At 59.9% G+C, this 12368-nt stretch carries 10 protein-coding genes and 2 pseudogenes; 6 read left to right on the plus strand and 6 right to left on the minus strand.

The window, feature by feature from the left end; genetic code table 11:
* Positions 1-16: 16 nt before the first annotated feature.
* Positions 17-1867: a M3 family oligoendopeptidase gene (locus ACIQJ2_RS22390; protein ID WP_400671921.1), complete on the minus strand. Its 1851-nt coding sequence runs from the start codon at positions 1865-1867 to the stop codon at positions 17-19.
* 221 nt (positions 1868-2088) lie between these two features.
* Here ACIQJ2_RS22390 and ACIQJ2_RS22395 point away from each other — a divergent pair.
* From ACIQJ2_RS22395 to ACIQJ2_RS22420, 6 genes and pseudogenes are all read left to right on the plus strand, one after another.
* Positions 2089-3340 (plus strand): annotated as a pseudogene (locus ACIQJ2_RS22395) (sigma-54-dependent transcriptional regulator); the annotation flags it as partial.
* A 107-nt stretch (positions 3341-3447) separates the two neighbouring features.
* Positions 3448-3669, plus strand: a pseudogene (locus ACIQJ2_RS22400) (helix-turn-helix domain-containing protein); the annotation flags it as partial.
* Positions 3670-3844: 175 nt separating this feature from the next.
* Positions 3845-5803: a DUF882 domain-containing protein gene (locus ACIQJ2_RS22405; protein ID WP_400671918.1), complete on the plus strand. Its 1959-nt coding sequence runs from the start codon at positions 3845-3847 to the stop codon at positions 5801-5803.
* 314 nt (positions 5804-6117) lie between these two features.
* Entirely contained in the window at positions 6118-6732 is a 615-nt protein-coding gene (locus tag ACIQJ2_RS22410; RefSeq protein ID WP_400671915.1) for a hypothetical protein, read from the plus strand.
* Between the two features lie 163 nt (positions 6733-6895).
* Positions 6896-7738, plus strand: coding sequence for a glycosyltransferase family 25 protein (locus ACIQJ2_RS22415; protein WP_400671912.1), 843 nt, complete (start codon positions 6896-6898; stop codon positions 7736-7738).
* A gap of 16 nt (positions 7739-7754) precedes the next feature.
* Positions 7755-8456, plus strand: coding sequence for a polysaccharide deacetylase family protein (locus ACIQJ2_RS22420; RefSeq protein WP_400671909.1), 702 nt, complete (start codon positions 7755-7757; stop codon positions 8454-8456).
* A 72-nt stretch (positions 8457-8528) separates the two neighbouring features.
* Here the strand turns inward: ACIQJ2_RS22420 and copC are convergent, their stop codons facing one another.
* The 5 genes from copC to ACIQJ2_RS22445 all read right to left on the minus strand — a co-directional run bounded on the left by copC (position 8529) and on the right by ACIQJ2_RS22445 (position 12254).
* Positions 8529-8897: a copper homeostasis periplasmic binding protein CopC gene (copC, locus tag ACIQJ2_RS22425; RefSeq protein WP_199147521.1), complete on the minus strand. Its 369-nt coding sequence runs from the start codon at positions 8895-8897 to the stop codon at positions 8529-8531.
* Positions 8898-9020: 123 nt separating this feature from the next.
* Positions 9021-9614: an SCO family protein gene (locus ACIQJ2_RS22430; protein ID WP_400671906.1), complete on the minus strand. Its 594-nt coding sequence runs from the start codon at positions 9612-9614 to the stop codon at positions 9021-9023.
* 49 nt (positions 9615-9663) lie between these two features.
* Positions 9664-10161, minus strand: a complete 498-nt coding sequence (locus ACIQJ2_RS22435) for a copper chaperone PCu(A)C (protein ID WP_400671904.1) — start codon at positions 10159-10161, stop codon at positions 9664-9666.
* A gap of 56 nt (positions 10162-10217) precedes the next feature.
* Positions 10218-11591 carry a PepSY-associated TM helix domain-containing protein gene (locus tag ACIQJ2_RS22440; RefSeq protein WP_400671902.1) on the minus strand — a complete coding sequence of 458 codons (1374 nt, stop codon included), beginning with the start codon at positions 11589-11591 and terminating at the stop codon, positions 10218-10220.
* Positions 11592-11837: 246 nt separating this feature from the next.
* A complete protein-coding gene (locus ACIQJ2_RS22445; protein ID WP_400671899.1) occupies positions 11838-12254 on the minus strand; it encodes a hypothetical protein in 417 nt (138 codons plus the stop codon).
* Positions 12255-12368: the final 114 nt, after the last annotated feature.

The raw sequence follows: 12368 nt of genomic DNA on the forward strand, positions 1-12368 counted from the left end.
TCTTTGCCGATCTTTGTCATGCAGTCTTATCTAGCGCTTCCAGCTCGTCGATTAGCCCTTCGATCATCGACAGTCCCTTGCTCCAGAACGACGGATCGGTCGCATCGAGGCCGAAGGGCTTCAGAAGCTCCGAATGATGCTTGGTGCCGCCGGCCTTCAGAAGCTCGAAATACTTCTCCTGGAAGCCCTTCTCGGCATTGCGGTAGACCGCATAGAGCGAGTTTACCAGGCAATCGCCGAAGGCGTAGGCGTAGACATAGAAGGGCGAGTGGATGAAGTGGGGGATGTAGGCCCAGTAGGTCTCGTAGCCCTCGGATATCTTGATCGCCGGTCCGAGGCTGTCGGTCTGCACGGACAGCCACAATGCGTTGATGTCATCCGCCGTCAGCTCGCCGTTCTTGCGGGCGGTGTGCACCTTGCGCTCGAATTCGTAGAAGGCGATCTGGCGCACGACCGTATTGATCATGTCCTCAACCTTCTGGGCAAGCATGGCCTTGCGCTCGCGCTTGTCGGTGGTCTTGTCGAGGAGGGCGCGGAAGGTCAGCATCTCGCCGAAGACGGAGGCAGTTTCAGCTAATGTCAGCGGCGTCTGGCACATCAGGGCGCCCTGGCCGCCGGCCAGGACCTGATGCACGCCATGGCCAAGCTCATGGGCGAGCGTCATGACATCGCGCGGCTTGCCCATATAGTTGACGAGCACATAGGGATGGGCTGATGGTACGGTCGGATGCGCAAACGCGCCCGGCGCCTTGCCGGGGCGAACCGGCGCGTCGATCCATTCTTCATCGAAGAAGCGCTTGGCGATATCGGCCATTTCCGGCGCGAAGTTGCCATAGGCTGATAGCACCGTCTCCTTCGCATCGTTCCAGGGGATCAAAGCATTGGGCGTTTCCGGCAGCGGCGCGTTGCGGTCCCAGAAATTCATCTGGTCCATGCCGAGCCACTTGGCCTTCATCTTGTAATAGCGGTGCGAAAGACGCGGATAGGCCTCGCGAACGGCGGCGGCCAGCGCGTCCACCACTTCACGCTCGACGCGGTTTGCCAGATGCCTGCTATCGGCGATGTCTTCGAACCCGCGCCAGCGGTCGGAGATTTCCTTGTCCTTGGCGAGCGTGTTGGTGATCAGCGTGAAGGTGCGCAGATTGGCCTTGAAGGTTTCGGCAAGTGCCATGGCGGCCTTGCGACGTGCTTCCGGATCCTTTTCCTGCAACATGTTCAAGGCGACTTCCAGCGGATGCTTCTCGCCGTCGATTTCGAAGCGCAGTTCGGCCATCGTCTCGTCGAACAACCGGTTGAAGGCGGCGGCACTGGTCATGGACTTCTCGAGGAACAGCTGCTCAAGCTTGTCGTCGAGCTGATGCGGCTTGTCCTTGCGCAGGTCGACGATCCAGGGGCGATAGTGGCCGGCAGCCGGATCGTTCGCCATGCAGGCGTCCATGACGGCGTCATCGATGCGGTTGAGTTCCAGCGAGAAGAACAGCAGGTGGGACGCGTAATCCGTCAGCCGCGTCTGCACGTCGCCATAGAGTTTGCCGTTGGCGGGATCGCTGGTGTTGGAAAAATAGGTGAGCCCGGCGAAGGAGCCGAGACGGCCCATGATGTCGTCGAGTGCCTCATACTCCTTAAGGGCTGCGCCGATGCCTGCCTCGCCGGTCTTGCCAGCGGCGTCGGCAAGCTTGCCCTTCCACTTTTCCTCGAAGGCAACGGCGAGCTTCCCGGCCTTTTCCATATCGCCCATGAATTCCGGCGAATTCGCCGACGGATAGAGGTCGCTGAGCTTCCAGGCCGGCAGGTCTCCAAGCGCGCCGCTTCCTGCAGCTGGGGTCGCGGAGAAGTTAAGGGCTCGATGGAGCGAGGTCGGGCTCATGGGCGATATTTCCTCTGCTTTATTATTTCGGAACGTCCGGTTCGTTCGTGTCTATTCGGCTGGAAAGCCTGCCGCAAGGCCTGATTTTCCTGCACCGGCGGGTTGAATCATAGGCCAGGATACATTCGTCACAATGATTAAAATGCGATGATTTGGCAAAACTTCATGTTCAAGCCTTTCTGCGAGTGTTTGCGTCAGGTTTCGCATGAAGTGAGGCACCAATGACCGTTTATAATGGCGCCAAGGCTGGCGCGCAGGTTCTCGTTGTTGAGGATGATCCGATTCAACGTCGCCTGCTGAAAAATGCCATCGAGCGGCACGGACACGTGGCCCATTTGGCAGAGAATGGCCGTTTCGGCCTTGAAGTTCTGAAGCGTAACAGCGAGCAGATCAATGTGATCGTGCTCGATCTCATGATGCCGGAAATGAACGGCATCGAGTTTCTGGGTGCGCTGAACGACATGGGCATCGACCTGCCTGTGATCGTGCAGACGGGGCAGGGCGGTATCGACACCGTGGTGCAGGCCATGCGGGCCGGCGCCTTCGATTTCGTCGTCAAGCCGGTATCGCCGGAACGCATAGCTGCGTCCATCGCCAATGCGCTCAAGCTCGACCAGCGTGAGGCGAAGGCCCGCGCCGGACGCAAGTCGCGTTCCAGCGCCATCACCTTCGACGATATCGTCTCGGCAAGCCCGGCGATGATGCGCGTGCTCGATCTTGCCCATCGCGCGGCGCAATCGAACATCCCCGTCGTGCTGGAAGGCGAATCCGGTGTCGGCAAGGAGCTAGTCGCTCGCGCCATCCAGGCTGCCAGCGATCGCGCCGGCAAGCCCTTCGTCACCGTGAACTGCGGTGCGATCCCGCACAATCTGGTCGAAAGCATTCTCTTCGGACACGAGAAGGGTGCATTCACCGGTGCGGCCGAGCGCCATGTCGGTAAATTCATGGAGGCCGACGGCGGCACTCTGTTCCTCGACGAGATCGGCGATCTGCCGCTGGAAGTACAGGTCAAGCTGTTGCGCGCGGTGCAGCAGGGAGAGATCGAGACGGTCGGCGCGCGGGTCGCGCAGAAGGTCAATGTTCGCCTGATTTCCGCCACCAACAAGGACCTGATCGAAGAGGTCAAGGCCGGCCGGTTCCGCGAGGACCTCTATTACCGCCTGAACGTCTTCCCGATCACCATGCCCGCTCTGCGCCGCCGCAAGGAGGATATTCCTCATCTGGCGCGCGCCTTCGCTGATCGTTTCGCAATTGAGCAGAAACTCGACTATTCGCTCTCCATCAGCAACGGCGCACTTGCCCTGCTGACGGCCTATGACTGGCCGGGCAATATCCGCCAGCTCGAAAATGCCGTGTTCCGGGCGGTCGTTCTTTCGGAAGGGCCGGAGCTGCTGGATACCGATTTTCCGCAGATCGCTGCACAACTGCCCGGCTATTTCACCGGCGAGCATCCGACCTTAGTTGTGGATAATTCCCACGTTCAGGCCGGAGAAACTGCAACGGAAGAGCGAATGGAACGCAGCATGCGGGTGGTCCCATCCGAGATGGCTGCAACCTCTCCGCATTCCGCCGGCGACGCGCTATCGGGTGCTTCCGACAATGTCATTGTCAGCACGAATACATCGGGAGATGTACGAAAACTTGCGGATGTGGAGGAAGAATTGATCCGATTCGCCCTGAAATTCTATCGGGGACAGATGAGTCAGGTCGCACGGAAGTTGGGAATCGGGCGCTCAACTCTCTATCGTAAGTTGAAAGACTATGGTATAGACCCGGATGACCCGCAGAAAAGCGCGGCCTAAGGGGATGCTTAACGTTTAGGCAAGCATATTTTGTTACCCGTCGTAAAGCACTTGTTAGTGCATCGTTCACCATGTATGAAGAGGGCGACCATGTGTGGCATTTTTGCCATCGTGTCACCGCAATTGACAGCCATTTGGAACACGATGCGACATTGTCTGTCGGACGGGGATCGAATTGCCGAACTTGAGTAGAGATACCAAGCCTAATAGCTTGAGCCGGTTTTCTGCGTGCTCGAACTTATTTAGCAAGGTGGCCAAGGTTGTAGCCGTTGGCCTCCTTGCTTTGGCCGTTTCTACTCCCGTTTTCGTTGGCACGCCCTCCCAGGCGGGTGGTGAAACCCGCAGCCTGAAGATCTATTACGTTCATACCGGCGAAAAAGCCGTCATCACCTACAAGCGCAACGGAAAGTTCGATCCGGATGGTCTGGAGAAGCTGAACCGCATCCTGCGCGACTGGCGCAAGAACCAGCCGACGAAGATGAACCCGCGCCTGTTCGACCTGATCTGGGAAGTCTACCGCGAAAGCGGTTCGCACGAATTCATCTACGTCATCTGCGGTTTCCGCTCGCCGGGCACCAACGAGATGCTGCGCACGCGCAACGCCCACACAGGCGTTGCGAAGAAGAGCCAGCATATGCTCGGCAATGCGATGGATTTCTATATTCCCGACGTCAAGCTCACCAAGCTGCGCGAACTCGGCATGAAGCTTCAGGAGGGCGGCGTGGGCTACTACCCGACCTCGGGCTCGCCCTTCGTGCATATGGACGTCGGCGGCGTGCGTGCATGGCCGCGCATGGATCGTCAGGATCTCGTTCGCCTGTTCCCGGACGGCAAGACGATGCATATCCCTGCCGATGGCCGGCCTCTGCCGGGCTACCAGGAGGCGGTTGCCGACTATAAGCGCCGCATGTCGTCCGATATCCAGATGGCCAGCTCTTCGTCGCCTCGTCGTGGCTTCTTCGCGCGCCTGTTCGGTATCGGCGGCGGTGCTGACGAGGAAGAGGACAATGCCGAAAGCGGCGCGGCCGCTGCGCCGGTGGCTGTCGCTTCGGCGACCCGCAAGGCTCAGCCGGCTCCGGCCGCAAGCGACGACGGCGACGACAGCGCTCCCGTTCTGGCTCAAGCCAAGCCTCAGGTTCAGGTTGCCAGCATAAACGCGCCCGTTCCGCAGGTTCGCCCGGCTTTCAGCAATCAGCCTGCCGGCAGCGAGGTTGCCTCTGCTCTCGTATCGCAGCCGAGCAGCGATGCGCAGGCCGCGCTTGCCGCCGCTATGCCTGAAGCCAGCGACCAGCCGCAATTTGCCGATCTGCGCTCCTATCGCGTGCCGGTGCCTTCGCTGCTTGAGCGCCGTGCGCCCGGCGATGCCGAAGTCGCTTCCGCCGAAGCTGACATGAAGGGCCAGATTGCGGCAGTACCGCTGCCGGCACAGCGCCCCGAAGTTGCCGAAAGCCTCCTGGCTTCCGCCAATGCCGATCAGGAAGCGATGGACGACCAGGCCGATGCGAACACGCTGTCGCCTTCGATTATTGCTGCTCTGGAGCAGAGCCGGCCGGACCGGTCGGATGCCAATGTAGCCGCTGCGGCGACCCCGGCGCTCAACAATGTTGCGTCGAAAGATCAAATTGCGCCGGCGAGCAATGGTGTGATTGACAACAGTGCCGCGCAGGCAATCGCGTCCGTTCTGCCGCAGCAGCGGCCGACGCAGCAAATGCCGATGCAGGTGGCCGCGCTGGCGCCGATCCGCAATGAGGTTAAGGCCACCAGCCGTCGCTTCAACGATAATTTCGATGCGGCAAGGCCACAGGAGCGTCCGATCGCTGCCGGTATTCCGGCCAAGGGCGGCCGCCCGAACAAGCAGGACGCGGTCGATGCGGATGCCAGCCATGCAACGATCACGACTGCGCCGAAGCTGACGGAGAAGATGATTTCCCAGTGGGCGATCGCAAAAGCCCGCGTGGAGATCGTCAATCGTCCGGTTAAGGCACCGCGCTTCGTGAGCCCTGCGCTCCGTGCCCAGCCGACGGCCGTTTATACCGACGGCTTCAAGGTCCAGACAGCCTCGATCGATCCGGAGCGTTTCAGCGGTTCGGCAGTGAACTTCCTTCAAGTGAAGAAGTTCAACTCGGTCGAATAAAAAGGCTGCATCTCGGTATTCAGGGAGCCCTCTTGGGCTCCTTTTTAGTATCGCACATGAAATAATATTGTTGCAGCTGCATCGATGCGGAAGCATCGTCATCGCACCCAACTGGAGCCATTTCGGCGAAGATACTCAGCAGCCTTGCGTGAAAACAAAGGGATAGAGTATTTCCGGGGCTTCGCCTACAGGCAATAGATCTCACCCGTTTGGATTATTGTGCCGCTTCCTTTGTTCAGTAGTAATGTTGACTTAATTTTACTTCATATCGCATAGCTGCGTGAGAAAGTATCAGGGGTGGGCATTTTCAATCTATGCGGAAGACGGCTGTTATTATCGGCAATGGAGAGCTGCATCGTGATCTATCCGAGATCGTGGATAATGCAGACTTCACAATGCGCTTCAACGAGCCAGCGGCCTCGGCCGATATGACTGGGTCGCGCACGGACATCCTTGTGCTCGGAGCGTCCGGCGGGACAACGCAGCGCCCGCTTTCAACCCCTTCTTTCCTGAGCAGCGTGGCTTTCAAGGCGGCAGAGAAGGTCGTGCTTGCCTATCATCCAGACAGCGTCCGCAAACCTCGCGGCAGGCTTCGCCCTTTGTCGCCCCGCACGGGTCGCGCGGGCGACTGGGTCAAACGGACGATCGAGCTTGTCGGAGCCGCCGGCAAGGAAGTTCGCATCATGCCACGGCAGTTCTATATTGATGGCTATTCCGAACTCGGAGTGACCGAGTGCCGGATGCATCAAGCTTCGACAAGCGCCGGTTTCTTTGGAATCCGCTACGCGTTGTCAACATTGCCTGCCTGCGAATGGGAAGTGAAATTGTGTGGCTTCAGCTGGGAGGGAGCGGAGCGCCATTCCTGGCTGGACGAGCGCCGCTGGGTCAAAGACAAGATTGCGAGCGGTCGAATCAGCATGCTTGTATGATCAGCGCCAATTCATCGAGAGATCGCATCTCGCGATGCGTTGGGATGTCGGCATGTATATCAGGGTTGAATAAGGCGAATTTCAGTTTTGGCTCAGTTTTGCCTAATCTCGCTTTCATTCACGGTTGCTAGAGCCTGCTTTTACAGTATCGGGGTTACATTTAATGCAGAATCGCGAATTCAATCCGTCTTCAGCGATCCCGCTTGAAAGATCGCATATGGGATTCGGATTCGATAAGGTTTCCAACGCGAGCAAGCACGGCTCACCTGAGCCAGGCCAGCCCGTCATTCGCGCCTTCGTCGTCCACCTGGATCGCGCGCGCGATCGCATGCCGCAGGTCGAAAGGTTGATGGCGAAGCTTCCGGTCCCCTCTGAGATCGTCGAGGCCGTGGACGGAAGGCAGCTGACCAAGGCCGAGATCGACCAGGTATATCGCCGCCGACTTCACAAGCCGGCCTATCCTTTCGAAATGAGCACCGGCGAGATCGCCTGCTTCCTGTCGCACCGGAAGGCATGGGCGACCATCGTCGAACAAGACATCGACGCGGGTCTCATCTTCGAGGATGACGTCGAGGTCGATGATCTTTTCCCCGCGGCCTTCGCGGCTGCCAAGGCTTGCCTGGAACCCGGCGCGTTCATTCGCTTTCCTTTCCGTATGGGTAAGGAACATGGCAGATGCGTGCTGACGCAGGGGCAGACCAATGTCATTCGCCCGGTCCGCATCGGCCTCGGCATGGTGGCGCAGCTGGTAACCCGAGAGGCGGCCGTTCGTCTGTTGGAAGCGACCGAGACATTCGATCGTCCGGTCGATACCACGGCGCAGATGAGCTGGCTGACACACGTCTCGCCGCTTGCGGTCCTGCCCGGCGGCGTACACGAAATTTCCTCGCAGCTCGGCGGCAGCACGATCAAGAGCAGCAGGACGCTACTGGAAAGGCTTTCCAGAGAGGTGCTGCGCCCGCTATACCGTGCAAGAATTGCACTGCGCTCGCGCCGCTCCATCTGACTTTGAGACCATCAACTTGGCCGTTCCAATCCTCGCATATCATCAGATTGCGGTGCCGCCTTCGGGCAGGGCGCCGTTCAGAAGCATGGTGGTCCATCCGGACGCTTTCCGCAGCCAGATGAGATGGCTGAAAAGGTTGGGGATCCAGGGGCTGTCGCTGCGTGAGGCGATGCCCTACGTCACCGGCGCGAAGACGGGCAAGGTAGCGGCCATCACTTTCGACGACAGTTATCTGAACGTCTATGAGAATGCCTTGCCGGTGCTGCAGGAGTGTGGCTTCACCGCGACGAATTTCGTGGTCGTCAATCAGATCGGCGGCGGGAACGTGTGGGATGTGCCGCTTGGCGTCGCACCGGCGGCTTGCATGTCCGCGGAACAATTGCGTCACTGGTGCAGTCTTGGGCATGAAGTCGGTTCGCACACGCTGGATCACGTCCACCTGCCGCAATTGGAGAAGGAGGAGGCACGCCGCCAGATCTCCCAATCGCGCAGCGCGCTTGAAGATTTGCTTCGCGTCGATGTTTTGTCCTTCTGCTTTCCCTATGGCGATGAAACGCCGCTCGACAGAATGCTGATCCGTGACGCCGGCTACAGTGCGGCGACCACGACGCAGCGCGGCAGAGCGCGTCCGCAGGATGATCCGTTCGGCTTGCCGCGGGCCACCGTTCGGCGCAACGACACCTGGCTGCATTTCGTCAAGAAATGCGTATCCGGATAGCGGACCGCGTCCCATCCTCCTTATTGGCCGGATGTTTCCGGAGCGGCCGCCGGCCGCCCCGGACCTGCCCGATCAGGGGGCGATGGTGAAGGTATAGGTACCGTTGGTCTTGTGACCATCCGTCGAGAGCACATGCCAATCGACCGTGTATTTTCCGGGTGCGAGCTTGTCGCTTACGGGAACCATCAGCGTCTTGTCGGCATCCATCAGCGAGGACGTGCCCGTCTTCACAGCTTTCTTATCGGGACCGGTTACGGTCACGCCGCTGAATTTCAGGTTGAGGCTCTCGGTGAAGGTGAGGTCGAGTTCCGAGGGCGCCTGCTTCACGGCACTGTCTGCGGCGGGGGCCGAGGTCTTCAGGTGTGCATGTGCCAGGGCCTGGCCTGCAAGCGCGAGGCTGACGGCGAACGTTGCAAGCACTAGCGTCTTCATCCGGGGCATGTCGTTTTCCTTTCGGGTTGTGAGCTGCAGCAGCTGCTACGGCCTGTTTGCTGGCGATCGAAGTCGCCGGTAATATCCGTTCGGATTGCGCCGACGGGATCGATACGAACGGCCCTTGGCCGCTTATTTCAGAAGGTTGCGGATCTTTTGCAGCGCGACCCCCTCGTCTTCCCCATAGGCAATCAGGCTGCGCAGATTGCCGTCTGCATCCACGAGCAGAACGGAGGCCGTGTGGTCCATGGTGTAATCGCCGCCGGGAGAGGGCACCTTCTTGGCATAGATGCGCCAAGCTTTGATGGCCCTCTGCATTTCCGCGGTATCGCCGGTAACGCCGGTGATGCGATCGGTGAAATTGCCGGTGTACTTGTGCATGACATCAGGCGTGTCGCGTTCGGGATCCACCGAGAAGAAATAGGCCTTCAGCCTATCCGCTTCGGGGCCGAGCGTCTTGAGCCAGCCAGCCATCTCGAACAGCGTCGTCGGGCAGACATCGGGGCAGTGAGTATAGCCGAAGTAGACCAACGACGGATGGCCCTTGAGCGCCTGCTCGGTGATGGGCTGGCCGCGGTCATCGATCAGGTTGAACGGTCCGCCCATATGGCTTTCAGCAGCCGTTGCCGGCGGAATGAGGCTCCAGGTGAAATAGGCGATCAGGCCGCAGACGCCGAGCAGGAAGACAGTCAGGATCGCCGGGATCGACCACTCTTTTGTGAACATAGGCTTCTCCTTTCCGCTGTGAAGGGAGATGCGGCTGGTGCTGCGCCGTTCATTCAGCTGCGTTGGCATGATCGCCTCCATTGCCGGCCTTCTTGGCAATCGCCGATCCGACGGGGAAATCGACATCGATCGATCCAGCCTTCTCGAAGGTCAGCCTCGCTTTGATCGTCTCGCCCTGTTTGAACGGATCGACGACATCCATGAACATCACGTGGTAGCTGCCGGGCTTGAGCTGGACGCTCTTGCCGGCCGGTAGCGGCAAGCCGTTTTCGAGCTTGCGCATGACCATGACGTCCTTGTCCATTTTCATCTCGTGGATCTCGACCTTGACCGCTCGCGATGACGTTGCCGAGACCAGCCGGTCGTCGGTCTTGCCGCTATTGGTGATCGTCAGATAGCCGCCGCCGACCTCGGCGCCCGGCACCATGGCGCGGGCGTAAGGGTCGGCGATCTTGAGATTTCCGAGCGTTACGTCGGCGGCGCAAGCTAGCCCCGGAGCGGCGAGGCAGAGGCTGACGGCAATGAAAGAGCTGATAAATCGGTTCATGATCGGTTTCCTCTGGGGATTTGGATGCCGCGCGGCAAATGCTGCCGCGCAGCGTTTCATGAGAAGAACCGCTTTAGCGGCGGCACGAAGCGAAGGATGGTTTGATCGACCAGAAGCATCACGACGATGGCAAGGCCGGTGAGCGGAAAGGCGGCGCCGAAGACGATCGCGATCAGCCACAGGCCGATGTAGACGGACCTCTGCGGCGGCATGGGTGGCACGCCCAGGCGGCCGGTCGGGCGGCGCTTCCACCACATCATGACGGCCGTGATGCAGCTGAGGATGATGGCAAGGCAGGTCGCCAGCATCAGCAACTGGTTGAAGAGGCCCCATTCCTGTCCCTGATGGACGTTGATGCCCCATTCGATCGCTTTGCCGAGCGCCGGATATTGATCGAAGGAAATATCGACCAGCGGTTTGCCGGAGTACTGGTCGATATGAACGGTGCGCTCCTTGCCAAGGTCGCCGAAGTAGTGGCTGGCGGTGTAGACGCCGGTGTCGTCACTCGGAATCGCGAGATCTGCGCCGGTGATCATTCCCAATCCGTGCATGATCCCGACGGCCTCATTCAGGCCTATCGGCTTTGCGGACTGGGCTGAAGCCGTGTCGGAAAGCGGAACGGGAGCATTCTCGACGATCCAGCCGGGACGGCTGACGACATCCTGCGTGACCTTGGTCGATTTGGGAACATCGTCCCAGACTGCCGCCGGCGTTCCCAAGTCGTTTGTCGTCAGCCAGGTGTTGACATTGGCGCCCCAATAGCCGGACCAGGGCATGCCCGTGAATGCCAGGAAGAAAATGAGGATGCCGGCGATCGCGCCGGTCACGGCGTGCAGATCGCGCCAGAAGACGCGGCGGGACGGAGTGCCGCGAACCGTCATGACACCGCCCATCTGGCGCCGAGGCCACCAGAGATAGATACCGGTGACGACAAGCATCAGCGCGAAGCCGCCGACGATTTCGATGATGCGGTTGGTCCAGGTGCCGAAATATTCGAGACTGTGAATGCGTTTGACGACCCAGCTGAACTCCTGCTTGGAGCCGACCGAGCCGAGCACCTCGCCATTGTGCGGATTGACGTAGACAAGCGTCGATTGGCCGGCCTTCGACACCGTCACAATAGCGGATCGATCTCCGGCTGCAGGCTCCCGATACGACGTCGCCTTGGCGCCCGGCATTGCCGTCAGCGCAGCGTCGACGATCTCCTGTGGCGGAAGCATCGCGCCGGTGTCGGCAACAATGTAACGGTGGGCATAGAAGGTATCGGCGATCTGATCCTTGAAAAGATAGATGGATCCGGTGATCGCCAGATTGAGCAGGAAGGGTATGACGAGCAGGCCGGCGAAGAAATGCCAGCGCCAGATCGCGCGATAGAGTGAGATGTTATCGGCTGCGACGGCGCTCGGCTCGGTCGCGGTGAAGGCGGACATGGGGAACTCCCCGAAGATGCGGCGGCGCGAATGACCCGATTTGCAAGAGGCCCAATTTGCGGGAGATATGCGACCGATCGGTCGCGGCCCGTGCCGATGTTACCTGCGGAGCCGCTATGAGCGATCCGTCTGAGCATTTGAATATCGGCAGGAGGGCATCTTACCCGCAGCCGGCACGACTAGCGCTCGTGCATGGTCCGGCCGCCATTGACGACAAGCGTCACGGCATGGGCCGGGACGCAGGGTTCAGGCAAAGCTTCGCAGGGTGGGAGGAGCGCGTGGGCCGCTATTGGGCGGATAGAGCTGCCGGCGGAATGCTTCGTTTTTGGCAACGACGACATCGTCACGGACAAAGGCGAGATGCTCGCAAATATCCGTGGGCGGATTGGGGAGCAGGGCGGCTGCGGAAATGCGGCATGCTTCGCATCCCGGCATATAGGCCTTGCTATGCTCCTTGCCGTCTGGCGTCCTTTCGGTGACGCAGATGATCGGCAGGGTTCCGTCGGGCAGGCGGTATTGGGCGAGTTCGAACGGCGTCGGTTCGGCCGCTATCGAAACGGCCGGGCGATGGGCAAAACCGACGGACAGCAATGCAAAGGCGCATAGAATGCGCACCAGCCACTGCGTTGTCCCAAAGGTTCGCTTCCGCACGTTTGTCCCCATTATTGCCCAAAGCAACTACGACATTCGCAGCCGCATCTCAATGCGGCAATTTGGTATGCACAGCTGCAGTGCCGTTTACATGCTGCGCGAGGGTCAGCTACAGATCGTCAAGCG

It is taken from the genome of Rhizobium sp. NPDC092011, from assembly GCF_044756305.1.
In the GTDB taxonomy this organism is placed as follows: domain Bacteria; phylum Pseudomonadota; class Alphaproteobacteria; order Rhizobiales; family Rhizobiaceae; genus Rhizobium.